The organism is Actinoplanes sp. NBC_00393 (genome assembly GCF_036053395.1).
Lineage (GTDB): Bacteria > Actinomycetota > Actinomycetes > Mycobacteriales > Micromonosporaceae > Actinoplanes.
The window spans coordinates 11,082,135-11,108,908 of the sequence record NZ_CP107942.1 but is presented as its reverse complement, the minus strand read 5'-3'; the positions used below and the strand labels follow the sequence as shown (position 1 = coordinate 11,108,908).

Here is a 26,774-nt window from a genome sequence, read left to right as displayed (position 1 = left end):
GTGAGCGACTATAGTCCGTTCCAATATGAAACTCACTGTGTTCTGGCGCTGGTGGACGGCCGGCACGGCCAGCGGGCTCGGCACCGCGGTCGGCGGCGTCGCCCTGCCCCTGACCGCGCTGACCGTGCTGCACGCCTCCGCGCTCGAGATGGGCCTGATCACGGCGGCCGGCTATCTGGCGTACCTCCTGATCAGCCTGCCCGCCGGAGTGATCGTGCAGCGCCTGCCCCTGCGCGGCACGCAGGTCGGCGCGGACCTGGTCCGCGCCCTCGCGGTGGTCTCCATCCCCCTCGCCTGGTGGTGGGACGTGCTCACCGTGCCGCAGCTGATCGTGGTGGCGCTGGTGATCAGCTTCGCCGACGTGCTCTTCGACGTGGCGAACCAGACCTTCCTGCCGGAGATCGTCCCGGCCGGGCAACTGCAGGCCCGCAACAGCCTCAACTCCGGCACGCACGCGGCGACGCAACTCGGCGGGCCGTCGCTGGGCGGCCTGGCGGTGCAGGTGCTCGGCTCGGTGCCGACCCTGCTGATCGACGTGGCCAGCTACCTGATCTCGGCGGTTCTGTTGCGGACGCTCCCGGCGCGGCGCGTGCAGAGACCCACCATCCGTACGCCGATGGCCGCCCTCATCCGCGAGGGCTGGCACTACGTGACCCGGCACCCGGTGATGGGCCCCGGCATGTGGGCCGCCACCGCGGTCAACTTCGTCTGCGGCGCCCAGCACGCGCTCTTCGTCTTCTACCTGGTCCGCGAGTTGCACGCCTCGCCCGGCATGGTCGGCCTGCTGCTGGCCGCCGACGGTCTGGGCACGCTGATCGGCGCGGCGCTGACCACCCGGTTCACCGGCCGGATCGGCACCGCCCGCGGCCTCATCGTCGCCGGTTTCGCCGGTGTCGGCGGCGCCCTGCTCATCCCGTGGGGCACCGGGGCCGCCGGCTACCTGGCGTTCGCCCTCGGCAACCTGATCTTCGCCGGTTCGGTGGTGGTGCTCAGCGTGACCACCCGGACCTACCGGATGCTCGCCAGCCCGCCGGAGCTGCTCTCCCGGGTGATCGCCACGGTCAAGTTCGTCTCCTGGGGAGCGATCCCGATCGGCGGGCTCGTCGCCGGCGTCCTCGCCGGACCGCTCGGTGCCCGCACCACCCTGCTGCTCTTCGGCGTGATCACCCTGTGCGCGCCGCTGATCTGGGTGGTCTCGCCGGTCCGCGGGCTGCGCGACCTGCCGATGCCGTCCACTGCGGAGAGCGCGCCGGCGGCCGCGGGCCGATAGCCGCGGGTCGGCGGGCTGCTCAAGGCCGCGGCGCAGGACGCGGAGGACGTCCTGTTCGTCTACTACACCGGCCACGGCTGCCTGGAGTACGACCGTAACGTCCTGCACCTGGCCGGCCCGGAGACCGATCCGGAGATGCCGGAGTTCGGCGGGATCTCCATCGACACCCTGCGCGGCGTTCTGCGCAAGAGCCCGGCGGCCCGCAAGGTTCTCGTCCTGGACTGCTGCTTCTCCGGCCGGGCGACCGCCTCGCTCAGCAGCCAGTCCGACATCGTCCGGGCCCAGATCGACATCGCCGGCACGCTGACCCTGGCCGCCTCCCCGGGCACCCAGGTCTCGGTGGTGCTGCCGGGCGAGCGGAACACCGCGTTCACCGGGCGGCTGTTGCAGCTGCTCCGGGACGGAGTGCCGGGCGGGCCGCCCCACCTCGACGTCGACACTCTGTACGCGACCCTCCATCGCCGGATGCGCGACGCGGGCCTGCACGAGCCGCAGCGGCTCTCCGCCGGGCACATCGACCGGCTCGTCCTGGCGCCGAATCGCGCTTGGCGGCCCGCGCCGGCACAGGCCCGCGAGCCCGTGCCGGCACAGGTTCGAGAGCCCGCGCCATGCCCGCGCCGGCACAGGCCCGCGAGCCTGTGCCCATGCATGTGCCGCCCGCGGCCCGGCCGCAGCCGCAACCGCAGGCCCCACCTCCGCAGCCGCGGGCTCAAGGCCCGGTGGCCCGGTTCCAGCGGACCAAGCCGCACCTCAACATCGGCACGCTCGGTCACATCGACCACGGTAAGACCACGCTGACCGCCGCCATCACCAAGGTCCTGCACGACGAGTTCCCGGACCTGAACCCGTACACCCCGTTCGACCGGATCGACCGGGCCGCGGAGGAGAAGGCCCGCGGCATCACGATCTCGATCGCGCACGTGGAGTACCAGACCGCGGCCCGTCACTACGCGCACGTGGACTGCCCCGGCCACGCCGACTACATCAAGAACATGATCACCGGTGCTGCTCAGATGGACGGCGCGATCCTGGTCGTGGCGGCCACCGACGGCCCGATGCCGCAGACCAGGGAACAGGTGCTGCTGGCCCGGCAGATCGGCGTGCCGTACTTCGTGGTCGCCCTGAACAAGTGCGACCTGGTCGACGACGAGGAGCTGCTGGAACTCATCGAGCTGGAGGCCCGGGAGCTGCTGAGCACCTACGACTATCCCGGTGACGATCTGCCGGTGGTGCGGGTCTCGGCGCTCAGGGCGCTGCACGGCGACCCCCGGTGGGCCGGCAACCTGCTGGAGCTGATGAACGCGGTCGACACCGCGATCCCCGAGCCGAAGCGGATGACCAGCGAGCCGTTCCTGATGCCGATCGAGGACGTCTTCACGATCACCGGCCGCGGCACCGTGGTCACCGGCCGGGTGGAACGCGGCACGCTCGCCGTGAACGAGGAGGTCGAGATCGCCGGCCTCCGGGAACACTCCACCCGGACCGTCTGCGTCGGCATCGAGATGTTCCGCAAGCTGCTCGACGAGGCCCGCGCCGGCGAGAACGTGGGCCTGCTGCTGCGCGGCATCAAGCGGGAGGACGTCGACCGCGGCATGGTCGTCGTGCGGCCGGGCACCGTCAGCCTGCACACCGAGTTCGAAGCGGTCACCTACATCCTCAGCAAGGAGGAGGGCGGCCGGCACACCCCGTTCTTCCAGAATTACCGGCCCCAGTTCTACTTCCGCACCACGGACGTCACCGGTGTCGTCACGCTGCCCGAGGGCACCGAGCTCGTCATGCCGGGCGACTCGACGGCGATGTCGGTGAAACTGATCCAGCCGATGGCTCTCGAGCCGGGCCTGAAATTCGCGATCCGGGAGGGTGGCCGCACCGTCGGGGCCGGCACGGCCACCCGCATCCAGCGATAGACCCCTATTTGGTACGCACCAGAGCACCCGCGATGACCCGGGCCTGCTCGGTCCACGGCTCCGGGCGCATCGTCGCCGGGTCCAGCCGGACGTTGACCCGGCGGCCCTCCGCGTACACCGTCGCGCCGTCGGTCGAGGTGACCCGGAACCGGTAGTCGGCGCTGGTCGTGCCGAGCCGGTCGAGCCAGAAGTGCACGTTCACCTCGCCGGTGCCGCGGACCGGCCGGTGGAAGGTGATCGCATACTCCCGGACCACGTTGAAGGCGTCCGGCGTGGTCGGGCGGCCGCCGGTGAAGGAGACGCCACGCTCGGTCCACCAGAGTGTCAGCGCCCGCTCCACCAGCACCGCGTAGCGGGAGTTGTGCAGCACGCCCATGGCGTCGAGGTCGTCGAAGTGCACGGGCATGGGCACCACATCGCCGTACTCAACAGCGGGGGCTTCTTCGGTGGTGATGGTCATGTCAGCTCCGGGAGAGTCGTCGGATCGGTGGCCAGTGCGCGCAGGTGGCCGAGCAGAGCCCGGCGTGCCTGGTGGAAGGTCGGTGCGGCGCCGAGCACCGGGGCCTGCATGACCGCACAGACTCCGAGGGCCTCGGTCTGGTAGGCGAGCCCGGCCGGATCGACGTCGGCCGCGACGTCACCGACCGCCACGGCATCGGCGGCCACGCCGGTCAGGAACCGCATCCAGTCGGCCATCTCGGTGGCGAGCCGGTCCCGGATCACGCCGGGCCGCGCGTTGAACTCGAAGTGGGCGTTGGCGAAGAAGCAGCCGCCGGGCAGGACCTCCGCCTCGTAGAACGCCAGCCGATGGTCGTGCACCGCCCACAACCGGCGCAGGCCGGCCGGCTCGGCGACCGCGGGCCGGATCACCCGGTCGGTCCACTGCGCCCGCGCGTGGTCGATCACGGCGAGTTGCAGCGCCCCCTTGGAGCGCCAGTGCGCGAACAGCCCGGACTTGCTCACCGAGAGCGCGTCGGCGACCTGGCTCAGCGACAGGCCGTCGAGGCCGGCCACGGTCGCGAGCAGCAGCGCCTGGTCGAGCACCGCGGTGCGGGTGCGCTCGCCGCGGAGGAGCCTGCCGTCCTGGGTCATGCCGCTCAGCCTACAAACCGACCGACCGGTCGTAAAGATAACCGGCGTCACACCCTGGCGAAACTGTGAACTCCCTGAATATCTAATTGCGGTCCCGTCGACCGCCTTGATCATCTGTAGTAACTCAGTCGAAATTGTTGTAAACTCCGGCCACGTTCGACCGGACCGGTAGCGTGCCCCCGACTGCGCAGGTAAAGGACGATGTTCAACCGCACTGTGATGTTCGCCAAGCAGAACGCGCCTGAATCCATTCGCGTCGTGACGCGCCGGACTCTACTCAGAGCGCACAACGCCCGGCTGCGGCTCACCGTTCCGGTGGTCACCCGGAACGAATTCACGAACATTTATCACTGCGCAGTGCGCAAAACCGCGAGCCAGTGGATCAAAGAGTTGTTCAGCGATCCCATCGTGTACCGCCACTCCGGTCTGTTCACCTACGACCCGCGGTTCTACAACTGGAGCGACCCTCGGGTGTGCCCGCCGGACCGCATCGCGCTGTCGCTGTTCTTCCACCGCAAACGGTTCGACAAGATTCCCAAACCGGACAGGTACCGGGCGTTCTTCGTCATGCGCGACCCGCGCGACATGCTGGTCTCCAGCTACTTCTCCACCCGCAACTCACACGCGCCGATGGGTGACGTGCTGGAGGTTCGCAAGGTCCTCCAGGAATTGCCACGCAAAGAAGGCATGCTGCACCTCATCGACGATTTCGCCGCCAAGGGCAGATTCAAGGCCCTCCGGTCGTGGGCCGTGGCGCCGGCTTCCGAGGAGGTCCGCCTGTTCCGCTATGAGGACCTGGTCGGCGACAACCAGGCGAACGAGGTCGATCAACTGATGCGGCACTGCGGAATCACTATTCCGCCGCCCGAGTTGGCCACCCTGCTGTCCCGATACAGCTTTGCAAACATGAACGAGCGCAAGAGCGCCGGAACGGTGTCGCACTATCGAAAGGGCCAGCCCGGCGACTGGCGTAATCACTTCGACGACGACATCACCGAGGCCTTCGAGCGAGCCACCGGGAACCTGGTCGAGCGCCTGGGCTACCCGGCGTACGAGGAGTCGCCGGCACGATCAATCACCCCGCGCGGATGAGGCGGCGCGGATCATAGCCGCCCTACCGTCGGGCGCATGGATCTGCTGCTGGGTTCCCTTTCCGAAGCCGAGTTGGCGCTGGTCCGCGAGGCCGACCCGGGCCGGCTCGCCGACCTGGACGAGGACGCGCTGATCGAGCTGCACACCCGGGTACGCCGCGCGCGCAACAAGCACGTGAAGGTGTACCGCCGCCGGGCCGCCGCCCGGGTGGCCGAAGCGGGTGGGCGCGGAAAGGCACGGCCGCAGAACAGTCGAAAACGGGCCAAGGCCGAGGTCTTCGAGACCATCCTGGCCACCGTGAGCCGTCATCTGGCGCTGGCCGCCCAGGCCAGCGCCGAAAGCTTCGAGGCCGAACGGCTCGCCGACGAGCGCGAGGCCCGCGGCGTGTCCGCGGACCTGCCACCGGTCGTCCGGTTGAAGCCGCAGCGCGACGACCGCCGCCCGAAGTCGGTCGAGCTGCGCAAACGGCACGCCTCGACCCGAGCCAAGGGCGCCCGGCGGCAGGCCCGCAAGGACAGTCGCTGACGCTCACCCGTTGAGCCGGCCGCGGCCCTCCTCCGCTGTGGGTTTGCTGGGAGTTTCCGCCCCATCCTGGTTGCGAAGGCGACCGTCCGACCCGGACTCCCCGTTCGGCCCGCCTGCATCGCGCTCCGCCCGCTCACCCCGAGCCTCCCCGGCCGCGCTGCCACTCTCCTCCGCCGGCTTACTCCCGTTCGGAGGCTGCGCCTCGACGTCCCCGTTCCGGTCCAGCTCACCCCGCGCCTCACCTGAAGCGCTGCCGGTATCCGGCTCGGACGGCTTACTGCCGTTCGGCGGCTGCGCCTCAGCGCCACCGTTGCGGTCCAACTCACCCCGCGCCTCACCCGAAGCACTCCCGGTATCCGGCTCAGACGGCTTGCTCGCGTTGGGCGGCGGCGAAGTGCCGGGACCGCCGTTCTCGCTCAGGCTTCCGCGGGCCTCGCCGGACGCGCTGCCCGTACCCTCGACGGGTTTGCTCGGGCTGGGCGGCGGGGCGGCGGCGCCCTCGGAGCCGGGATCGGATGGCTTGCTCCCGTTGGGTGGCGCGGCGGCGCCCTCGGAGCCGGGATCGGACGGCTTGCTCGCGTTGGGTGGCGGGGCGGCGCCGGCGGGATCGTTCAGTCGGCCGCGGCCCTCTTCCGGGAGCGACGGTGACGGGCGGTTGCCGTTGGGGCCGGGCTCCTCCTGCAAGATCGCGCTTGAGCCGCCGTGCAGGACGTCGTTCTGCTGCAGGACCGGGCGGGCGCGGGCCGAGCTCTGCGCGCTGCGGGCGACTTCGGTGCCGGCTGCCATCTCGGCGCGGGCGCCCTCCGCCTCGGTCTGGGCCAGGTTGTAGGCCTGCACCTTGCGGGCATAAGCCGCCGCGTCGGGCGCCGGGCCGGCCGCGTTCGGCACCGGGCCGGCCGCGTTCGGCGCCGGGCCGGGATCGTTGATCACCTCGCCGGTCACGTCGAGGCCGCCGGCCACCGCGACGTCCCGGGCGCGCGCCATCCGGCCCTGGGCACTGGCGAGCCGGTCGGCGTACCCGGTGAAAGCTCCTGCAGTCTGCTGGATCTCGCCGTGCAAAGCGTCGGCCTTCGCTGCGGCGCCGGACATCCGGCCGTAGAACGTGGCGCCGGCCGCGCCACGCCAGTTCTCCGCGGCGTCCGCACCGGCCGAGCGCAGGGCGGACGCGCTGGCGTTCACCTCGAAGGCGAGGTCGTCGCGCAGCCAGCGGGCGGTCGAGTACAGCTGTCCGGGATCGCCGTCGAGCCGGGTGTCGATCGGCATCAGTAGGCCCCGTCTATGTGCCGGCCGGCGGCGGCGTCGCTCGCGGCGTACGTCTGATTCGCCTCGGCCACCCGCGTGCCGGCCTCCTGGAGGCCGGCGACCAGATTCGCGGAACTCTCGGAGAGCCGGCTGAGCAGCTCCGCGAAGATGGGCGTGGCTTCCCCGGCGTCCGGCATGGCCGGTTTCCCGGCCCGGGCGGCGCCGAGCATCTCGCCGGAACGGCGGAGCCGACTGGAGATCGACTCGAGCAGCACAAGGTCGACTTGCAGGCGATCGGCCATGTTCATCCCCCTCACCGATACGGATGTCCTGATGTACGCCTCCCGGGGCACGTCGGTTCACTCGAGGACCTGCCATCACCACTCAGCGCGGTCACAGCATCACTCATTCACGATGACCGGATGCGTGCGGTGATGTTCCACAGATATGGACCACCCGAAGTGCTCACCCAGGTCGACCTGCCGAAGCCGGAACCCCGCGGTGACCAGGTGCAGATCCGGATGCACGCCACTACGGTCACGTCGGCCGAATGCGGGATGCGGCGCGGCGAACCCCGCTGGGGGCGGGTCATCCTGGGTCTGACGCGGCCGCGAGCCGGGGTACGCGTACTCGGCCTCGAATTCGCCGGCGAGATAACCGCGACCGGCCCGGAAGTCCGGAAGTACCGGACCGGCGACCGGGTCTTCGGCTTCACCGGTTTCGCCGCCGGGGCGGACGCCGAGTACAAATGCCTTTCCGAGAAGGCCTCGTTCACCACGATCCCGGACCACGTCCCGTACTCCGACGCCGCCGCCACGGTGGACGGTTACACCACGGCCTGGCACTTCCTGCACGGCATCGCCCGCCTCCGGCCCGGCCAGAAGGTCCTGGTCATCGGCGCCTCCGGGATGATCGGGACGTACGCCGTACAGGTCGCGGGACGCGTCGGCGCCACCGTCCACGCCGTCTGCAGCGGCCGCAACGCCAAGCTGGCCGAGGAACTCGGCGCGGACCGCGTCTTCGACTACACGACCGAGGAATTCACCGCGTCCGGCGAGCGGTACGACGTCGTCTTCGACACTGTCGCCCGCAGCTCGTTCGCCCGCTGCCGCCCGGTGCTCGCGCCCCGCGGCAGCTATCTGCCGACCACCGGCCTGATCAACAACGCGCTGCACCTGCGCACCGCGCTGACCCGCGGCCCACGGGTCCGGACCGGCATGTCGGTGCGCAAGCACGCCGCCCTGGCCGACCTTCGTGACCTGCTGGACCGCGGTGAGCTGCGGATCGTCGTGGACCGCACCTATCCGCTGAGTGAGATCGTCGCGGCGCACCGGCACGTCGACACCGGCCACAAGGTCGGCAGCGTGGTCATCACAGTGCCTTGAGGAAAGTACTTGCCTACTAGGAAAGCGCGGGCTACTTTCCTAGTAGGCAAGTACATGCCCGAGGAGGAAGCGATGACCATCCCACCCGTCGACGCCGAGCTCGCCCTGGCGGAGGTGCAAGCCCGCCGCGCCCAGGTCGTCGACACCAACCTCGTCCCGGCCTGGTTCTGGTACAGCATCGCCGGCCTGATCATGCTGTTCGTCGCGGCCATGGAGAGCGAGATCGGCTGGCTGATCGCCGTCGGCACCGTGGTCTACGTCCTCGGCCTCGCCGGGCTGATCCTCGCCGTGGTCCGCAAGGCCCGCGTGCAGGTCCGGCCGGAGCTGATCGGCGTGCGCGGCGGCCTCGCCATCGCCGGCTTCACCGTCACGCTGGTCGCGATCGGCATCGCGCTCGGCTTCACACTGGAGGCCCTGGGCGTGCCGCTGCCGGCGACGATCGCCTGCCTGCCGGTCGCCGCCGGCCTGGCGTTCGGCGGCCCGCGGCTGATGTCCTACCTGCGCCGGATGATGCTGTCCCGCCCGCTGGCAGGGCAGCGATGACCGGGACTCCGCGATTCGACGAGCTGATCCACGCGCCCACCCGGCTCTCGCTGGTCAGCCTGCTCGCCGCCACCGAGTGGGCCGAGTTCAAGTTCCTGCGCGACAGTCTGGGCCTCTCCGACTCAGCGCTGTCCAAGCAGCTCACCACCCTTGAGGACGCGGGTTACGTGGAGATCCGCAAGAGCTTCGTGGGCAAGCGGCCGCGCACCTCGGCCCGCCTCACCGAAACCGGCCAGCAGGCCTTCACCGACCACGTCGCAGCCTTGCAGGAGATCGTCGCCCGCGCGGGCCTGGCCGTCCTGCCTTGACCGCCGCCGTCCGGGCTTGAACCCGCGCAGCAAAAGCCAGCCCGCGCCGTAGAAGCCAGCCCGCGCCGCAGAAGCCAGAAGCACAGCCTGCACACCGAAAGCCGCCCGGCCGCCGCCGGGCGGCTTTTCCGCATCGATGGCCGTTAACGCAAAAGCCATCTTGCCGAAAACGTTTTCGTACGTCAGCCTGACTTCCAGGACGGAGCCCGCCGGGGCCATCTCGCGTAGCAGGGGCACTGCCGCGAGCCGATGCCCGGCGACCACCAGCGAACTGCGCACGGGGGTGCACCACAACCCAATAGATCGATGCATGTCTATGGAGGTTCCGTGCGAACACGACTCCTCGCGGCGATCGTCGCCGCGCTGGCGGCAATGAGCCTGATCCCGGCGGCGGCGCACGCCGCCCCGGCGACGTGGAGCCCGCCGGCCAATCTGGTCACTCCGCTGAACCAGGTCTGGCAGCACCAGGAGCAGACCTACAACAACGGCAATCTGTACGGGTTCCGCAACTACGGCTGGGACCAGGTAATGGCCAACCGTGGCTACATCAACTACTGCGTGCGCTGGGACTCCTCGGCGACCGTGACCGCGGCCCAGCGCGACCAGATCCACGCCACGCTGGCCCGGCAGTACAAGAAGTGGATGGACGAGCTGGTCGGGCACAACGCGTGGCCGTACCAGCAGGTGCCGATCAAGGTGGTCGGCTGGGCCGTGCGCAACCGCTCGCAGCTGCAGTGGAGCGACAACTCGGTCGACATCTACGTCAACGACATCCGGGAGAACGCGCCGCAGTGCTCGGTGCCCTGCGGCCGGTTCTTCAACCAGAACGGGACGTACCCGCGCTGTCCCGGCGGCGTCGCCCGGCACTACGACCAGTCACTGTGGCTGACCGACGGCTTCGGCGGCGGCGCCGGCGGCGACTGGGGCCAGCGGATGGGCCGCGAGTACTTCATGAACAACATCAACGCCAACAACCTGCACATCCTGCTGCACGAGATAGGCCACACCTGGGGTCTGGACGACTTCTACGACTGGACCCCGAGCGGTGTCGGCGGCTTCCTGATGCGCGCCGGCAGCGCCACGTCGATCACCGAGTTCGACGCCTGGATGTTCCGCGACTGGTGGCGGCATCTGAAGAGCCGCTACGGCTACTGATCCTCGCGCATACCGAGAGCCCCGGCCGGGTTTCTGTGCCCGGCCGGGGCCGGCGAAAGGCACCCCGACATGGACCAGCCTGCTCTCTCCCGCCGATCCCTTCTCCTAGCCGGCGCCGGTGCCGCGGGCGCCGCCACCGGCTTTCTGCAAGCCGGCGCCGCCGGGGCCGCTCGACCCGACAACGGCGTTTCCGCGTACGCCTTCCCGCTCTCCGCCGTTCGTCTGGGTGCCGGGCCGTTCGCCGGCAACGCTGCCCGGACCCATGCCTACCTGCGTTTTCTCAACGCCGACCGGCTGCTGCACATGTTCCGGATCACGGCCGGACTGTCCTCGTCCGCGACGCCGTGCGGTGGTTGGGAGTCCCCGGCCACCGAGCTGCGCGGCCACTCGATCGGCCACGTGCTCACCGCCCTGGCCCAGGCCTACGCGAACACCGGCGCCGCCGACTTCAAGACCAAGGGCGACTACCTGGTCGCCCAGCTCGCGCTCTGCCAGCGGCCGAACGGTTACCTGTCGGCGTACCCGGAGAGCTTCATCGACCGGGTGGAGACCGGCCAGCAGGTGTGGGCGCCCTATTACACGCTGCACAAGATCGTGCAGGGCCTGCTGGACATGCACCAGCTGGCCGGCAACGCTCAGGCGCTGACCGTCCTGGAAACCAAGGCGGCCTGGGTGCAGGCCCGCAACAGCCGGTTGACGTACGCGCAGCGCCAGCAGATGCTGCGCGTCGAGTTCGGCGGCATCGGCGAGACCCTGTTCAACCTCTATCAGCTCAGCGAGAACCCGGCCCACCTGACGACCGCGCAGTACTTCGACCACGCGCAGGTGCTCGATCCGCTGGCGAACAACGTCGACGCGCTCGCCGGGTTCCACGCGAACACGCAGATCCCCAAGGCGCTCGCGGCCATCCGCGGGTTCCACGCGACCGGGACGACGCGATACCGCGACATCGCCGTCAACTTCTGGAACTTCGTGGTGCGCCGGCACTCGTACGCGATCGGCGGCAATTCCAACGGCGAATACTTCCAGGCGCCGAACCGGATCGCGAGCGAGCTGTCCGACACGACGTGCGAGTGCTGCAACACGTACAACATGCTCAAGCTGACCCGGCAGCTGTTCTTCACCGACCCGTCGCGCGCCGGCGAGCTCATGGACTTCTACGAGAAGGCGCTCTACAACCACCTGCTCGGCGCGCAGAATCCCAGCTCGGCGCACGGTCACCACTGCTACTACGTGCCGTTGCGGGCCGGCGGGATCAAGTCGTACAGCAACGACTACGACAACTTCACCTGCTGCCACGGCACCGGGATGGAGACCAACACGAAGTACGCGGAGAGCGTGTACTTCCACAACGGGCACACGCTCTGGGTCAACCTGTTCGTCGCCTCGACCCTGACCTGGCCCGGCCGCGGCATCACCGTCCAGCAGGTCACCACGTACCCGGAGAGCTCGACGTCGCGGCTCACCATCACCGGGTCCGGGGCGATCGACCTGCGCATCCGCATCCCGGGCTGGACCACCGGCGCCCAGGTGCGGGTCAACGGCACCCTCACCGGCTCGCCGGCGCCCGGCTCGTACCTGGCGATCAATCGGACCTGGGCGAGCGGCGACACCGTCGACATCAGCCTGCCGATGGCCCTCTCGGTGGAGGCCACCCCGGACAACCCGGCCGTCCGCGCGGTCAAGCACGGCCCGATCGTCCTCGCCGGACAGTTCGGCACCACCAACCTGAGCGCGCTGCCCACGCTCGACCCGTCCACGCTGCGCGCCTCCACCGCCCCGCTGGAGTACACGGCCGGTTCGGTGCTGCTGCGGCCGTTCTACAAGACCCACGGCCAGCGGTACTCGGTCTACTGGAACGTCGTCAGCAACACCCCGCGCGAGGCACACTTCCCGTTCGAGGAGGCCTCCGGCAGCGCGGTCGTCGACGCCACCGGCAACGGGTGGAACGGCGTCCTCGCCGGCGCGGCGTCCCGCACGGCCGGGCGGACCGGGCGCGGTGTGCTGTTGAGCGGTTCCACCGCGCACGTCAGCCTGCCGGCCGGGATCCTGGCCGGCGCCGCGTCCTTCACGGTCGCCGCGTGGGTCCGCATCGACACTCTCGCGAGCTGGTCCCGCGTCTTCGACTTCGGCAGCGGGACCGGGTCGTACCTGTTCCTGACCCCGCGCAGCAGCGCCGGCACCGCCCGGTACGCGATCACCACCGGCGGATCCGGCGCCGAGCAGCGCATCGACGCCCCCGCCGCGCTGCCCACCGGCACGTGGACGCACGTCGCGGTCACCCACACCGGCAACCTCGGCGTGCTCTACGTGAACGGCGCCGAAGTGGCCCGCAACAGCGCGCTCACCGTCCGGCCCGGCGCGCTCGGCTCCACCACCCAGAACTGGATCGGCCGCTCCCAGTACGCGGGCGATCCGTACCTCACCGCGGCCGTGGACGGGTTCCGGATCCACAGCCGGGCGCTGTCCGCGACCGAGGTTTCCCAGCTGAACGCCACCGGTCAGTAGAGGAGTCCGAATGTCCGTCCGACGATGGATGGCCGCCGTGTGCGGGGTGATCACGGCGGTCGCCGTGACCGCCGTGCCGGTGCACGCCGCCAACCCGATCATCACCAGCATCTACACCGCCGACCCAGCCCCGCTCGTCGTCGGCAACACCATGTACATCTACGCGGGCCGCGACGAGGCTCCGACCGGAACCAACAACTTCGTCATGCGCGAGTGGCACGTGCTCTCCTCCACCGACGCGACGAACTGGACCCACCACGGCGCGCGGGCGAACATCGCCACCTTCCCGTGGGCCGGCGCCGACGCGTGGGCCAGCGAGGTCGAACCGCGCAATGGCAAGTTTTATTGGTATACATCGGTCAATGGCAACGGTCCGGGCTGGATGAACATCGGCGTCGCGGTCGGTGACAGCCCGCTCGGGCCGTTCACCGACGCCAAGGGCGGGCCGCTGATCAGCGACAGCACGCCGAACTCGTCCGGTCTCAACATCGACCCGACGGTCTTCGTCGACGACGACGGCCAGGCGTACATGTACTGGGGTGGTTACTGGGGCGCCCGCGCGGTCCGGCTCGCCAGCAACATGATCGACACGGTCGGCTCGGTCGTCACCCCGACGGGACTCACCAACTTCTGGGAGGCCCCGTGGATGTTCAAGCGCAACGGCCTCTACTACATGATGTACGCCGCCAACGACACCAGCGGCTGCGTCACCAACTCCAACTACGCCTGCCAGCGGTACGCGACCGCGACCAACCCGCTCGGACCGTGGACACACCGGGGCATCGTGCTCGGGCAGGTCTCGTCGACCACCAACCACGCCGGCATCGTCGAGTTCAACGGCCAGTGGTACCTCGTCTACCACACCGCGGACGCGCCCGGCGGCGGCAATTTCCGCAGGTCGGTGGCGGTGGACAGGCTCTACTTCAACGCTGACGGGACGATTCAGCGGGTGATCCCGACGACCGGCGGCGGTGGGAGCGGCACCAACATCGCGCCGTCCGCGACGGCGTCGACGTCGCACGTGGCCGCGTGGGAGAGCCTTGCCGCGATCAACAACGGCGGCACCCCGGCGAACTCGCAGGACCGGTCGAACCTCGCGTACGGCAACTGGCCGCAGCAGGGCACGCAATGGATCGAGTACCAGTGGCCGACGGCCCGCTCGATCAACAAGTCGTCGGTCTACTGGTTCGACGACAACCAGGGCATCGATCTGCCGGCGTCATGTCAGCTGCAGTACTGGAACGGCAGCAGCTACGTCAACATCCCGGGGTGCGGCGTCGCCGGCAACACCGAGAACGTCATCAACTTCACCGCGGTCAGCACCACACGGCTCCGTCTGCAGATGACCTCGCGGACCGGCCTCTCCACCGGCGTCCTCGAATGGAAGGCCTTCCAGCCATGAGACACCGCTTGCTCGCCATCGTCCTCGTCGCCGCGGGCCTGACCCTGCCGGCGGCCTCCCCCGCGCAGGCCGCGCAGACGATCGGCTACCCCACCTTCACCGGGACCGGGTCGATCCCGGCGCCGCCGGTCGGCTACTCCACCGGCGACACCATGCGGGCCATCTACGACGCCGAGGCGTCCGGCACCGATTTCTGGATGGACCGGCTGCTCGCGCGTACCGGGAATGATCCTGCTGGTCCGTGGCTGATGAGCCGCGGCCGCGCGGCCTTCATGTACACCCACGACCCCGCGGTGATCGGTTTCGGCGGCAACGCCGCCTACTGGGACAACATCAGCAGCCAGGGCGCGTACGCGATCACCGCGTCGCCGGGCACCTTCACCGAACAGCCCGCCCAGCGCCGGCAGACACCCAGCCATTGGCGCAGCGTGCACACCGGCGGCTCGGTGCGGCTGGACGTCACGAAGTTCATCACCCACAACAACGTGCTGGTCACCAACGTCGCGGTGGTCAACACCGGTAGCGCGTCGACGACCGTGAACCTTCGGGCCACCTCGCCCTACGCCACCACGGTCAGCGGCAGTGAGCTCACCGGCACCCGGGCGGTCAAGAACAACCTGACCACGCTCTACCCGCGGCTCTCCGGCGACAGCTTCGCCGCCGCGAGCGGCGCGCTCACCAGATCGGTCACGGTGCCGGCCGGGCAGACGGTCACCGTGAAGGTGCAACTCGGGCTGGTCGCCAACGAGATTCCCCAGTCGCGTACGGAGTACGACTCCTACCGTGCGGCGTCGGCGGCGGACGCATTCGCCACCCATGTCCGGGCCTACAACCGGTGGTGGGCGGACAACGTGCCCTACATCGACGTGCCGGACGCGGCGATCAAGAAGAACATCTACTACCGCTGGTGGCTGATGCGCTTCAACCACCTCGACGCGGACATCCCGGGGCAGGACTTCCAGTTCCCGCAGTCGATCGAGGGCGTGACCGGGTACAACAACGCGATCGCGCTGACCCAGCCGATGCACATCGACGACCTGAAGTACCTGCGCGATCCGTCGCTGTCCTACGGGCCCTACCTGGCGGTCGGGCAGTACTCGGCGAACGGCCGGTTCATGGACAACCCGGGTGACCCGGAGAACTGGTCGAACTCGTACACGCAGTACATCGCCGAGGCGGCCTGGCGGGCCTATCAGATCCACGGCGGGCAGCCGGCCATGCTGCGCAACTTCGCCCGGTACGCCGAGGGTGACGCCAAGGGTCAGCTGGCCACCTACGACACGAACAACAACGGGGTCATCGAGTACGACTGGGGCGCGATGACCGGCAACGACGCGGACGCGGTGTCGTTCCACTGGCGGGCCGGCAACCTGGACCGGGCCGAGACGGCGTACGTGTGGTCGGCGGCGAACGCTGCGCGGGACGCCTACTCGCTGATGGGCAACACGGCGAAGGCGACCGAGATGCAGACCCTCGCCGACCGGATCAAGAACGGCGTGGTCAACACGCTGTGGAACCCGTCGCGGCAGCTGCTCGAGCACAAGCACGTGTCGACCAACACCCATGTGCCGTGGAAGGAGATCAACAACTACTACCCGTACTCGGTCGGCCTGATGCCGAACACCGCGCAGTACCGCGAGGCCCTGCGCCTGTTCGCCGACCCGGCGGACTACCCGATCTTCCCGTTCTACACCGCGAACCAGCGGGACAAGGCCGCCGCGGCGGCCGCCGGGAACCCGGGCAGCAACAACTTCTCCACGATCAACTCGACGGTGCAGTTCCGGCTCTACTCGTCGGTGCTGCGCAACTACCCGAACTCGTGGATGACGAACGAGGACTACAAGAAGCTGCTCTACTGGAACGCCTGGGCACAGTACGTCGGCGGCAACACGGCCTGGCCGGACGCCAACGAGTTCTGGGCCGACTGGAACGGCAGCTCGATCAACTACCGGTCCTGGATCCACCACAACATCCTGGGCAGCAGCAACTGGACGATCATCGAGGACGTGGCCGGGCTGCGCCCGCGCAACGACACGCAGATCGAGCTGTCCCCGATCAACATCGGCTGGTCCCACTTCGCCGTCAACAACCTGCGCTACCGCAACGCGAACCTGTCGATCGTCTGGGACGACCCGGCCGACGGCGTCACCCGGTACAGCGGGGTCCCGCAGGGCTACTCGATCTTCCTGAACGGGACGCGGGTGGCCACTGTGGATCGGCTCACCCGAGTCGTCTACAACCCGACTAGCGGAGCGGTCTCCGTCGGCGCCGGCACCGTCTCCTACAGTGCGGCCTTCCCGTCGCTGCAGGCACCGCAGAACGTCAGCCAGAGCAGTGACCGGATGGTCGGCATCTTCGCCAAGGCCGGCGTCGACCTCACCTCGACCGCGCCGAACCTGGCGGCGGGCGCGACGGTGTCGGCGTCGTACACCACCTCGGGCACGACGGTCGCCGGCGCGATCGACGACCTGCCCACCAACTCGCCGCTGTGGGGCACCTACGGAACCCCGAACGCCACCGACTGGTACGAGCTGAACTTCGGCGCCAACCGGACGGTCAACGAGGCGCGGCTGTACTTCCGCAACGACCGGGCCGGCAACCGGTACCGGCCGCCGTCGGCGTACACCGTGCAGTACTGGAACGGCACCGCCTGGGTGGCCGCGGCCTCGCAGGTCAAGACGCCGGGGACACCGCAGTCGAACTACAACCGGGTCACCTTCACCCCGGTCAGCACATCCCGGCTGCGGATCTCGTTCACTCAGCCGTCCGGCACCGCCAAGGTCGGCCTCACCGAGGTCAAGCTGTACGGCCAGGGCACCGTCCCGGCCGACCCGAACCTGGCGTCGACCGCCGCGCCCAGCGCCTCCTACACCTCGGCCTGGGAGAACGTCGCGGCGCTCAACGACGGCATCGATCCGCCGTCCTCCAACGACACGGTCAACCCGCGCTGGGGGACGTGGCCCAACACGGGCCAGCAGTGGGCCGAGCTGACCTGGTCGTCAGCGCAGACCCTGCGCTCCGCCCAGGTCTACTTCTTCGACGACGGCCAGGGCATCGACCTGCCCGCGTCGTGGAAGCTGCAGTACTGGACCGGCTCGGCCTACGCCGACGTCCCATCAGCGAGCGGCTACCCGGTGGCCGCCAACCAGTACAACAACGTCACCTTCGGTGCCATCACCACAACGCGTCTGCGGGTGGCGCTGACCAGCGGCACCGCCTCGGTCGGCCTGCTGGAGGTGAAGGCCTTCGCCTGAGCCCACGGGCTCGGTCCTCACAGGGCCGGGCCCATCAGGCAGCCGGGCTCGGCCCTCATCGGGGGCCGAGCCTGTCAGGCGGCCGGGGTCAGCCGGAAGACGCGAATCCGCCGGTGGGCGGCCCGGGTCCGGTAGTTGTCGTAGCCCGGCCACTGGTCGGTGATCAACTGCCAGAGGCGTTCCCGCTCCGGGCCGTCGGTCTCACGGGCGGTCACCGGGATGTCACGGCCGTCCAGGGTCACCCGGGCCTGCGGGATCGAGCGCAGGTTGTAGGACCACGCCGGGTCGTGCTCGCCGCCCCAGTTCGAGGCGATCACGATGAAGTCGTCGCCGTCCCGAACGTACTGCAGCGGGTTGCTGCGCGGCAGGCCGGACTTGCGGCCGGTTGTCGTGAGCATGAGCGACGGGGCCATGCCCAAAGCGACGACGCGGCCACGGGTCAACCGGCCCAGCCAGCGGTCGACGGTGACCAGCCGACGCGCGACCGGGGTGAAAACCGGCCACGAACCGGCGGCACGCCACAACCTTCTCCACACGGTGGATCATCATCCACCCCCTGCGGTGTGAAGAAAAGCCACCGTTTCTCCGCACGGTCCCGGGACCACCTGCCCGGGCCCGGCGGGCGCGCTGAGGCCCGGACCCGGCAGGCGGCCGCGTGGTGCGGCGTAACGGCGTAGTTCCGCGGAGCGCGGCGATCACCCGTACGAGATAGGGAACTGCACCTCGGTGAGCAACTCCTCCTGGGTGACCGACTGGGGGTCGTTGAGGTAGAGCTCGCGCGGCGGGCCGGCGTGCTGGTGGCCGTGCTCGGCGATCCACCCGGTCACGTAGTGATAGGCCGGGGAGATCTCGGCATAGGGGCCGCGGTGCACGGTGGTGGCCATCGGACCGCCGGGGATCTCGGCGGCCCGGACCTGGCCTTCCGGAAAAACCGTGCCGGGCGGGACCGGGATGCAGATCTCGATGTCGCCGGCGGTCTGCTCGTCGATCACGTCGTGGAAGACGATGAACGGCATCCCGCTGGGAGCGACGCCCACCCCCGTGATGGCCTCGATCAGCGTGCCGAAGCCGCGCTGGACGTCGGCGGCGACCGCGTTCATCGCGGTGTGCAGGCGCAGCGCGGCGACCTGCTGAGGCTCGACCTTCTTGACAACGACCTGGTACGGCATGACGCCTTCTCCTCGCTCGATGAGCCGCTCGAGGAACCGCAACATCCGCTCCTGCTCCGCGAGCCGCTCCAGCAACCGTTCCCGGTGCATGGCCAGGCGCTTGCCGGTCCGCTCCGGATCGTCCTCGGCCAGCACCTCGCGGATCTCGTCGACCGGCATGCCGGTGGACCGCAGGATGCGGATCGCCTCGGCACGATTGGCCTGCACACGGCCGTAATACCGATATCCGGACGACGGGTCGACGTGCAGCGGCCGCAACAGCCCCTGCTCGTCGTAGAAGCGCAACGCTTTGATCGACAGCCGCGTCATGCGAGAGAAACGGCCGATCGGGATCAGGTCGGTCATGGGTTCCTCCTTCCCGGCATCAAGCCTCGGGTCTCCCCCAGGGGACGAGTCAAGCCCGGCCGGAAAACCGGCCGGGCCCGAGTGGAGCCCGGCCGGAGAACCGGCCGGGCCCGCAAAGGCGTCAGAGCGAGACGACACGCCCGCCGAGCGTCACGACCAGCTTGCCGTCGGAGGCGAACGACCAGGCCAGGGCACCGGTGTACGACGCGCACCGCGACCCGTTGCTGCCGGACCAGAACTGGTTCGAGCTGTCCGAGTTGCCGATGATCCGGTCGTTGGTGCCACTGCCGCTGCGGCAGGACGTGTTGTTCCGGAACACGTGTGAGCCCTCGTCGAAGTTGAAATTGCGCTCGGCGTTGTCGATCGACAGGTTGTTGGAGATCGTCATCGAGCCCGGGTTGCTGTTGTACGTGAACCCGTGCTTGCCGTTCTTGAAGGCGATGCTGCGGCGCACGATGTGGTTCACGCCGATGTCCTCGCCGCCCAGCTTGTAGCCGTTGCGGTCACCGGCCCCGGCCTGCCCACCGTTGGAAAGGGTGCCGTTGTTGTAGGCGATCGAGTCCTCGATCGTCACCACGCCGATCGGCCCGGTGTCGGTCTTGGTGTAGAGGTCCCAGCCGTCGTCGATGTTGTTGTGCGACACCGTGTAGCGGAAGACGTTGCCGGAGCCGACCGTCAGCTTCGCGGCGAACCCGTCCGCGTCCTCGCCGTCGGAGTCGGCGTTGTCGTGCGACTCCGAGGAGAGCACCAGGTTGTTCGCCGGCCATTGCGAGTTCGGGGTGTCCGAGGCGATCCGGGAGATCTGCAGACCGCTGTCGCGGTTGAAGCGGGTGATCGTACGCTCGACGATGTTGTTGCTGCCGCCGATGAAGATGCCGTTGTCGCCGGCGCGCTCGACGATCAGGCCGTTGACGTGCCAGAAGTTGCCGTTGATCGCGAGGCCGCGGGCCGTGGTGTCCTCGGCCTGGGCGGAGAAGTTCAGGATCGGCTTCTCACCGGGGTAGGCGAAGATCTTCTTCAGCGCGCCGGCCGAGCCGTTGTTGCCGGGCGCGACGGTGATCGTCGAGGCCGAGTTGTAGGTGCCGCCGCGCACGTAGATCGTGCCGCCGGCCGCGATCCGGGTGATCGCCGACGCGAGCGTGGTCGGGGCCGCCTCGGTTCCGGCGGCGCTCGCCGAGCCGTTCGGCGCCACGTAGAGAGCGCCGCTGGTCGGCGGCGGCGTCGACGTCGAGGGGCTGGGGGACGGCGGCGTCGACGTCGAAGGGCTGGGGGACGGCGGCGTCGAGGGCGACGAGCTGGTGGGCGGGCTCGACGTGGGCGGCGTGGTGCCGCCGGTCGTGACGACCACGTCGTCGAAGCCGGCCGAGGCGTGACCGGTCTGCAGACCGATCCGGCCGGTGGAGGCGACCGAACTGGTGCCGGAACCGACCGCGGCGCCGTCGATGCTGCCGCTGATCGAGGTTCCGGAGACGGTGAGGCTCAACGTGTACCAGGAGCCGGTGGAGACGGTCCGCGACGAGGTGCCCAGCACGGTCACGTTTCCGCTGTTCACCGCCTGCAGCTGGGCCTGGCCGGGCAGCAGCGCCAGCCGGTAGAACGTGGTCGAGCTCTTCGCCCGGGCCAGCAGCCCGACGAAGCCGCCCGACCCGAACGACAACGGCTTGACCTTCGCCGAGACCGTGTAGTCGCTCCAGGCCGCGTCACCGGCGAACTGCCGGGCGTTCTCGCTGCCGGCGTTCGACTGGCGCAGCGTCTGCGAGCCGTCGGCCACGACCGACCAGGTGCCGCCGGACTTCGACCAGCCGCTGGTGCTGCCCGATTCGAAATCGGCGCTGAACACGGTCGCCGCCTCGGCGCTGGTCACCGTGGCGATCAGAGCCGCGGTCACCACGGTGGCGATTCCACCTACACCGGCCCATCGGCGCAGTGTTGGAGCCATGGGTGTTTCTCCTGTCGAGGAATGGAATCCGCCGGGCAGGGACGAGCCCATTGCTCAATCGCGATGAAATGCGTTTCCGCAGCGTACGGCACGTCCGGGGAGTGGGGATCCGGCGGGTCCGGGGACGGATATTCCGTGTTGGAATCTGCCACCGCCGAGATAACCGAGTCAACAGAATCGATTTGCAGGTTTGTTGCAGAGGGGCCCTTAGGCCCCTCTGCCAGCGTTTTTCTCAGGCCTTGCGGCGGGGCGATCCGGCCAGATAACCATGGGGGTACGGCAGAGGCAGCTCCCCCGCCGCGGTGAGCCGCTCCATGCTCTTGTCGTCCAGCGACCAGCCGGACGCGCCCAGGTTGTCGTCGAGCTGCTCCAGCCGCTTCGCCCCGATGATCGGCGCGGTGACGCCCGGCCGCTGCATCAGCCAGCGCAGCGCCACCTGCGCCGGGCTGTGCCCCACCTCCTCGGCGACCGCGATCAGCGCGTCGGTCACCGACCAGGTGCGCTCGTCGACGCTCTTCTGCCAGTCACCCAGCCAGGGCTGCTTGTTGCCCTCCCAGCGGGTGTCCGCCGGCGCCTCGGTCATGCCCCGCCGGTACTTCCCGGTCAGCCAGCCACCGCGCATCGGCGACCACGGGATGATGCCGACGCCCTCGTTGCGGCTCACCGGCACCAGCTCCAGCTCCACCTCCCGGTCGATCAGGTTGTAGAGCGGCTGCATCGCGACGAACGGCTCCCACCCGCGGTACCGCGCGACGTCGACCGACTTCTGCAACTGCCAGCTCGCGTAGTTGCTCACCCCGAGGTAGCGCACCTTGCCGGCCCGGACCAGCGTGTCGAGAGTGGACAGCGTCTCCTCGACCGGGGTCGCCTCGTCGAAGCAGTGCACCTGGTAGAGGTCGATGTAGTCGGTCTGCAGCCGGCGCAGGCTATCGTGCACCGCGGACACGATGTGCTTGCGCCCCGCGCCGATGTGGTTGGCCCCGCCGACCCCGGTGCTCCAGAAGAACTTGGTGGCGATCACCAGGTCCTCCCGCTTCTGCCCGGCCAGCCATCTACCGATGATCTGCTCGGAGGCGGTGCCGGCGTACACATCCGCGGTGTCGATGAAGTTGCCGCCGGCCTCGACGAACCGGTCCATCAGCCGGTGCGAGGTCGCCTCGTCGGCCTCCTTGCCGAACGTCATCGTGCCGAGGCACAACTCGCTGACCCGCAACCCGCTGGCTCCCAGATACCTGTGTTCCATGACCACCATTCTTAGGGCGACCGGCAGTAGGCATCCACGATCCGGACAACTGGGCACCCCGAGATAGCAAACAGGCACGGGATGTTGATCATCAGAGTTCTCTACGCTCAGCGATCGACGGAGTCCCGTGCCTGCGCTGCCATCATCGTTGCTCGAACCGATCTTCGTCCAGTTCGCCGCGCTGTGTCCCGAGCGACCCGGCTTCGACCCGGCGCATCCCCTCGGATGTCACCGCCGGGCAATCCCGAACCGGGTCGTGTTCGAACTGGTCATTGCCGCCCTCGTTCACGGATCGGGTTACGAACGGGTGGCCACCGCGCAGTGCTCGGATCGCACGATCCGCCGGCGCCTGCACCGGTGGGCGCAGGCCGGGCTGGGCGAGCAACTCCACGAACTGGCCCTGGACGCCTATGACCGGATGATCGGCCTGGACCTGGCGGACGTCAGCGCCGACGGCGCGATCACCAAGGCGCCGTGCGGCGGCGACCGGGCCGGACGGTCCCCGGTCGACCGCGGCAAAGGCGGCATGAAACGCTCGACCGGCGTCGACGGCTACGGCATCCCGCTCGGCCTCGTCGGCGCCCCGGCCAACCGGCACGACTCGCCGCTGCTGCGCGACACCTTCGAACAGTGCAGCACCCAGCTGCGCCATCACTGGCCCGAGCAGGTCACCGCGCACCTCGACCGCGGCTACGACAGTAAACGCACCCGCGAGCTACTCGACGAGATCGGCTTCGATGCCGAGATCGCCCGCAAGGGCGTGCCCGCCCCGATCCAGATCGGAAAGCGCTGGGTGGTCGAGCGGACGAACTCGTGGATGAACGGCTTCGGCAAGATCCGCCGCTGCACCGACCGCAACGCCCAGATCATCGACTTCTACCTGTACCTGGCCGCCGCCATCGTCACGATCCGTCAACTCATCCAACGAGCACGGACCCTCTACCGATGGGAAACCCGGCCCACCACCCGCCGACTCAAGTGAGACACCTATTGCCGGTCGCTCTTATGCCATGGAACCGGACCGGCAGCCCCCGGATTCCGGACCTGAGAGCCGCGCGAAGCGGCCGGGCGCGGACCTCGCCGGTGACGCCGGGCGCATGACGAGCACGTTGCTGCGCCGGTGGCCGTCCGCGCTCGGACTGACCGCCGCCTCAGTCGGGCAGCAGCAGGTCGTGGAGGTGGGCGACGCATTCCGCGACCGCCTTCAGGTCGGCGTTGTGGCCGAACGAGCGAGGCCGCGGGATGTCCACCTCCAGGACCTTGCGGACCCGGCCCGGGCGGGGGCTGAGCACCACCACCCGGTCGGCCAGCAGCACCGCCTCCTGGATCGAGTGGGTGACGAACACCGTGGTGGCCGGATGGGCGCGATGCAGCTCCTGCAGCTGGCCGGCCAGCTCCTCGCGGGTCAGCGCGTCCAGCGCGGAGAACGGTTCGTCCATCAGCAGGACCCGGGGCTGCTGGATCAGCGCCCGGCACAGGGCGACGCGCTGTTGCATGCCGCCGGACAGCTCGTACGGATGGCGGTCGTGGAATCCGGCCAGGCCGACCGCGTCGAGCAGTTCGACGGCGCGGGCGCGGTGTTCCGCGCGGGGCAGGCGGCGGATCTCCACCGGCAGCATCACGTTGTTCAGCGTGGTGCGCCACGGCAGCAGCGCCGGCACCTGTTGCATCAGGGCCACCGGGGATCCGCCGACGGTGACCCGTCCGGCGCTCGGTTCCAGCAGGCCGGCGATCAGCCGCAGCAGGGTCGACTTGCCGCAGCCGGACCGGCCGATGACCGCGACGAACTCGTTCTCCGCGATCCGCAGGTCGATGTCGCGCAGCGCCTCGACCTGGCCGAAGCTGCGGGACACCCCGGTCAGCCCGATCATCCGCTGATCGCCCGGGCCCACGGCACCAGCCACCGTTCCAGGGCCACCACCAGGTAGAACAGCACCGTGCTCAGCACCGCGAGCAGGAAGATCGCGGCGAACGCCAGTGGGGTGTCGAACGACATGCCGGACAGCACGATCACCGCGCCGAGCCCGCTGGTCGGGTTGTTGATCTCGGCGACCACCGCGCCGATCACGGCGAGCGAGATGGCCACCTTCAGGCCGACGAAGACCTGCGGCAACGCCCACGGCAGCCGGATCTTGACGTACGCCTGCCACGCGCTCGCCGACAGCGACCGGCTCAGCTCCCCCAGCTCGGCCGGGGTGGAGCCGAGCCCGGCCATCGTCGCCACCACGACCGGGAAGAAGCAGATCAGCACGACCAGCACCACCTTGGGCCGGGCCCCGAACCCGAGCCAGACCACCAGCAGCGGGGCGACCGCGACCTTCGGCACCGAGTTCAGCGCGACCAGCACCGGCATGGTGGCCCGCTCCAGCGATCGCCAGGCGGTCAGCAGCACCGCCAGCAGCAGCCCGGCCACCACCGCGATGCCGAAGCCGGTCACCGTACCGGTCAGCGTGGCCGCGGTCTCGCGCAGGAGGTAGGCCGGCTGGGCCCGGAACGCGGCGACGATGTCCGGTGGCGCGGGCAGGAAGAACGAGCGGATGCCGAAGATCACGGTGGCCGACCACCAGAGCGCGATCGCGCCCACCACGCCGAGGACCGGCAGTCCCCACTTCACCGGCGGCCCATCGTCGAATAGGTGAAGTGGCTGCGGATCACCAGGGCCGGGTCGCCGGCCAGCTCACACAGCCGGTCGAGGTCGGCCTCGGTGAGCCCGGCCGCCCGCAGACCCGCGCCCACCTGGGCGACGTTCACGGCGATGAGCTGCGCGCCGGCCGTGCCACCGGCCCAGGATTCCGCGCGGATCTCGGTCCGCACGTCGCCGAGGCCGGCGGCGAGCATGGCGGCGTGGGTGCGGCCACCCCAGGCCGGGTCGGCGCCGTTGGCCGGCAAGAGCTTGCCGACGACGATGCGGTGGTAACGCTCGACCAGGTCGGCGGCGGCGACGTCGGGCGCGGCCAACACCACTGCGGGGTACGCCGAGACCCACTCTTCGACCAGCAGGATCCCGCCCGGGGCGAGGGCGTCGGCGAGACGGCCCAGGATGGTGGCGCGTGCGGGCAGATGCGCCAGGACGAGGCGGGCGTGGATCACGTCCCACGACGGCTCGGGGACGGGTTCGCTCGTCAGATCGTGGCGCAGCACCGCGTACCCCTGGTCGATCGGCAGGTGACGCGGGTTCAGGTCGGTGGCCAGCACCCGCCCGTGCGGCCCGGCCCGGGCCGCCAGCCAGCCGGCGACGCTGCCGCCGCCCGCGCCCACCTCCAGGCAGCGCCGGCCGGTGAGGTCACCGATGCCGGCCAGCCGCTCGAAGGTGAACGGGTCGAGCATCTCGGCGAGCAGCACATGCCGCTGGGCCGCGGCCGGGTCGTCGTTGTCGAAGGAGTAGGCGGCTCTCATCCGGTCGGCACCAGGTCGAAGTCGACCACCGAGTCCGGGGTCATCGTGGCCGGGACGAGCCCGCCGCTCTGCAGGGTCTGCAGGGCCTTGGCGACGCGATCCCGGTCGATCACGCCGGACGTCTTCACGTACGGCGCCATCAGCAAGATCTCGCCGACCGCCGCGGTCAGGTCCGCGGCCGGCTGCGCCTTCTTCATGATCTGCGCCGCCTCGTCGGGATGCTCCAGGGTGTACTGGAGTCCTTTCAGCGCGGCGTCGCGGAACCGTTCGGTCAGGTCCGGATTCCCGTCGATCACCGAGGCCGGGGCGACCAGCCCGTTGCCGAACAGCTCCGGCAGATATTTGCTGTACGGCAGGACCACGGTCTTCTTCCCGCCGGCCGCTTTCTCGAGCCCACGCGCCCCGATCAGGAAGGTGCTCAGCGCGTCGACGCGTCCGCTGGCCAGCAGCGCCGGCAACTGGGGCGGGGCCGCGTTGACCCACTCCACCTTCGACTCGTCGATGCCGGCGAGTTTCGCGTACGCCGGGAAGAGCAACTGGTTGACCGAGCCGGTCGCGGCACCCAGCTTGTGCCCCTCCAGCCCGCGCGGCTCGGTGATGCCGGAGCCCGCCAGGCTGATGATGGAGACCAGCGACTGCTGGTGGATCGCGGCGAAGGCGCGGATGTCGGTGTACTCGCCCTTGCCCGCCGTGATCCAGGTCCCGGTCAGGTCGAGGTTGGCGAACTGGGCCTGCCCGGCGGCGAGGACCTTGAGGTTCTCCCCGGTGGCGGCGCCGAGCCGGATGGTGACGTCGATCCCGGCGTCGCGGAAGTAGCCCTTCTCCTGGGCCACCCACGCGAACGCGTCCCGGCCGACCGCGCCGAACGCGGTCAGATAGGTGACCTTGTCGGCCTGCGGTGACCCGTCCCCGGAATCACCGGAGTCGCCACATCCGGACATCAACAGTGCAATGAGCAGGACTGTTACGAACGGTGAACAGATGCGCCTCATGCCACGA

At 69.6% G+C, this 26,774-nt stretch carries 25 protein-coding genes; 13 read left to right on the top strand and 12 right to left on the bottom strand.

Annotated elements, in window-relative coordinates:
* Positions 1-25 precede the first annotated feature (25 nt).
* Genes OHA21_RS51325 through tuf form a run of 3 tightly spaced genes read left to right on the top strand, consistent with a single transcriptional unit; the run spans position 26 to position 3,177 of the window.
* Positions 26-1,270 carry an MFS transporter gene (locus tag OHA21_RS51325; RefSeq protein WP_328468272.1) on the top strand — a complete coding sequence of 415 codons (1,245 nt, stop codon included), beginning with the start codon at positions 26-28 and terminating at the stop codon, positions 1,268-1,270.
* 15 nt (positions 1,271-1,285) lie between these two features.
* Positions 1,286-2,068 (top strand): caspase family protein, encoded by a 783-nt coding sequence (locus tag OHA21_RS51320; RefSeq protein ID WP_328479061.1) that lies wholly within the window; start codon positions 1,286-1,288, stop codon positions 2,066-2,068.
* The gene (gene tuf / locus OHA21_RS51315) at positions 1,990-3,177 is read left to right on the top strand and encodes an elongation factor Tu (RefSeq protein WP_328468270.1); all 1,188 of its coding nucleotides are present in this window, start codon (positions 1,990-1,992) and stop codon (positions 3,175-3,177) included. The genes OHA21_RS51320 and tuf overlap by 79 nt, the downstream gene beginning before the upstream one ends.
* A 4-nt stretch (positions 3,178-3,181) precedes the next feature.
* Here tuf and OHA21_RS51310 read toward each other — a convergent pair whose 3' ends face one another.
* Positions 3,182-3,637 (bottom strand): acyl-CoA thioesterase, encoded by a 456-nt coding sequence (locus OHA21_RS51310; RefSeq protein WP_328468268.1) that lies wholly within the window; start codon positions 3,635-3,637, stop codon positions 3,182-3,184.
* Complete coding sequence (locus OHA21_RS51305) at positions 3,634-4,269, bottom strand: TetR/AcrR family transcriptional regulator (protein WP_328468266.1); 636 nt, start codon at positions 4,267-4,269, stop codon at positions 3,634-3,636. Before OHA21_RS51305 ends, OHA21_RS51310 begins: the two co-directional genes overlap by 4 nt.
* A 201-nt stretch (positions 4,270-4,470) precedes the next feature.
* Here OHA21_RS51305 and OHA21_RS51300 point away from each other — a divergent pair, with 201 nt between their 5' ends.
* Both OHA21_RS51300 and OHA21_RS51295 read left to right on the top strand, forming a co-directional pair.
* Complete coding sequence (locus tag OHA21_RS51300) at positions 4,471-5,361, top strand: sulfotransferase domain-containing protein (RefSeq protein WP_328468264.1); 891 nt, start codon at positions 4,471-4,473, stop codon at positions 5,359-5,361.
* A gap of 36 nt (positions 5,362-5,397) precedes the next feature.
* A complete protein-coding gene (locus OHA21_RS51295; RefSeq protein ID WP_328468262.1) occupies positions 5,398-5,886 on the top strand; it encodes a hypothetical protein in 489 nt (162 codons plus the stop codon).
* A 3-nt stretch (positions 5,887-5,889) separates the two neighbouring features.
* Here the strand turns inward: OHA21_RS51295 and OHA21_RS51290 are convergent, their stop codons facing one another.
* The gene (locus OHA21_RS51290) at positions 5,890-7,149 is read right to left on the bottom strand and encodes a hypothetical protein (RefSeq protein ID WP_328468260.1); all 1,260 of its coding nucleotides are present in this window, start codon (positions 7,147-7,149) and stop codon (positions 5,890-5,892) included.
* Complete coding sequence (locus OHA21_RS51285) at positions 7,149-7,430, bottom strand: hypothetical protein (protein ID WP_328468258.1); 282 nt, start codon at positions 7,428-7,430, stop codon at positions 7,149-7,151. Before OHA21_RS51285 ends, OHA21_RS51290 begins: the two co-directional genes overlap by 1 nt.
* Positions 7,431-7,550: 120 nt before the next feature.
* Between OHA21_RS51285 and OHA21_RS51280 the strand changes: the two genes are divergently transcribed.
* The 7 genes from OHA21_RS51280 to OHA21_RS51250 all read left to right on the top strand — a co-directional run bounded on the left by OHA21_RS51280 (position 7,551) and on the right by OHA21_RS51250 (position 17,683).
* Positions 7,551-8,513: an NAD(P)-dependent alcohol dehydrogenase gene (locus OHA21_RS51280; RefSeq protein ID WP_328468256.1), complete on the top strand. Its 963-nt coding sequence runs from the start codon at positions 7,551-7,553 to the stop codon at positions 8,511-8,513.
* A 72-nt stretch (positions 8,514-8,585) separates the two neighbouring features.
* Positions 8,586-9,056, top strand: coding sequence for a hypothetical protein (locus OHA21_RS51275; RefSeq protein ID WP_328468254.1), 471 nt, complete (start codon positions 8,586-8,588; stop codon positions 9,054-9,056).
* Complete coding sequence (locus OHA21_RS51270) at positions 9,053-9,364, top strand: winged helix-turn-helix domain-containing protein (protein WP_328468252.1); 312 nt, start codon at positions 9,053-9,055, stop codon at positions 9,362-9,364. The genes OHA21_RS51275 and OHA21_RS51270 overlap by 4 nt, the downstream gene beginning before the upstream one ends.
* Before the next feature lie 327 nt (positions 9,365-9,691).
* Complete coding sequence (locus OHA21_RS51265) at positions 9,692-10,519, top strand: hypothetical protein (RefSeq protein WP_328468250.1); 828 nt, start codon at positions 9,692-9,694, stop codon at positions 10,517-10,519.
* A gap of 69 nt (positions 10,520-10,588) precedes the next feature.
* Complete coding sequence (locus tag OHA21_RS51260) at positions 10,589-13,027, top strand: glycoside hydrolase family 127 protein (protein WP_328468248.1); 2,439 nt, start codon at positions 10,589-10,591, stop codon at positions 13,025-13,027.
* A gap of 10 nt (positions 13,028-13,037) precedes the next feature.
* A complete protein-coding gene (locus OHA21_RS51255) occupies positions 13,038-14,429 on the top strand; it encodes a glycoside hydrolase family 43 protein (RefSeq protein ID WP_328468246.1) in 1,392 nt (463 codons plus the stop codon).
* Positions 14,426-17,683, top strand: coding sequence for a discoidin domain-containing protein (locus OHA21_RS51250; RefSeq protein WP_328468244.1), 3,258 nt, complete (start codon positions 14,426-14,428; stop codon positions 17,681-17,683). Before OHA21_RS51255 ends, OHA21_RS51250 begins: the two co-directional genes overlap by 4 nt.
* A gap of 74 nt (positions 17,684-17,757) precedes the next feature.
* Here the strand turns inward: OHA21_RS51250 and OHA21_RS51245 are convergent, their stop codons facing one another.
* From OHA21_RS51245 to OHA21_RS51230, 4 genes are all read right to left on the bottom strand, one after another.
* The gene (locus OHA21_RS51245; RefSeq protein WP_328468242.1) at positions 17,758-18,219 is read right to left on the bottom strand and encodes a nitroreductase/quinone reductase family protein; all 462 of its coding nucleotides are present in this window, start codon (positions 18,217-18,219) and stop codon (positions 17,758-17,760) included.
* A 159-nt stretch (positions 18,220-18,378) separates the two neighbouring features.
* Positions 18,379-19,197, bottom strand: coding sequence for a MerR family transcriptional regulator (locus OHA21_RS51240; protein ID WP_328468240.1), 819 nt, complete (start codon positions 19,195-19,197; stop codon positions 18,379-18,381).
* A 121-nt stretch (positions 19,198-19,318) separates the two neighbouring features.
* Positions 19,319-21,136 carry a family 16 glycoside hydrolase gene (locus OHA21_RS51235; protein ID WP_328468238.1) on the bottom strand — a complete coding sequence of 606 codons (1,818 nt, stop codon included), beginning with the start codon at positions 21,134-21,136 and terminating at the stop codon, positions 19,319-19,321.
* Positions 21,137-21,368: 232 nt separating this feature from the next.
* Entirely contained in the window at positions 21,369-22,379 is a 1,011-nt protein-coding gene (locus OHA21_RS51230) for an aldo/keto reductase (RefSeq protein ID WP_328468236.1), read from the bottom strand.
* A 127-nt stretch (positions 22,380-22,506) separates the two neighbouring features.
* Between OHA21_RS51230 and OHA21_RS51225 the strand changes: the two genes are divergently transcribed.
* Positions 22,507-23,361 carry an IS5 family transposase gene (locus OHA21_RS51225; RefSeq protein WP_328468234.1) on the top strand — a complete coding sequence of 285 codons (855 nt, stop codon included), beginning with the start codon at positions 22,507-22,509 and terminating at the stop codon, positions 23,359-23,361.
* 169 nt (positions 23,362-23,530) lie between these two features.
* Here the strand turns inward: OHA21_RS51225 and OHA21_RS51220 are convergent, their stop codons facing one another.
* Genes OHA21_RS51220 through OHA21_RS51205 form a run of 4 tightly spaced genes read right to left on the bottom strand, consistent with a single transcriptional unit; the run spans position 23,531 to position 26,767 of the window.
* Positions 23,531-24,250 (bottom strand): ABC transporter ATP-binding protein, encoded by a 720-nt coding sequence (locus tag OHA21_RS51220; RefSeq protein WP_328479059.1) that lies wholly within the window; start codon positions 24,248-24,250, stop codon positions 23,531-23,533.
* On the bottom strand, positions 24,247-24,993 hold the full coding sequence (locus tag OHA21_RS51215; RefSeq protein WP_328468231.1) for an ABC transporter permease: 747 nt from the start codon (positions 24,991-24,993) through the stop codon (positions 24,247-24,249). Before OHA21_RS51215 ends, OHA21_RS51220 begins: the two co-directional genes overlap by 4 nt.
* Positions 24,990-25,775 carry a methyltransferase domain-containing protein gene (locus OHA21_RS51210; RefSeq protein ID WP_328468229.1) on the bottom strand — a complete coding sequence of 262 codons (786 nt, stop codon included), beginning with the start codon at positions 25,773-25,775 and terminating at the stop codon, positions 24,990-24,992. Before OHA21_RS51210 ends, OHA21_RS51215 begins: the two co-directional genes overlap by 4 nt.
* The gene (locus tag OHA21_RS51205) at positions 25,772-26,767 is read right to left on the bottom strand and encodes an ABC transporter substrate-binding protein (protein ID WP_328468227.1); all 996 of its coding nucleotides are present in this window, start codon (positions 26,765-26,767) and stop codon (positions 25,772-25,774) included. Before OHA21_RS51205 ends, OHA21_RS51210 begins: the two co-directional genes overlap by 4 nt.
* Positions 26,768-26,774: the final 7 nt, after the last annotated feature.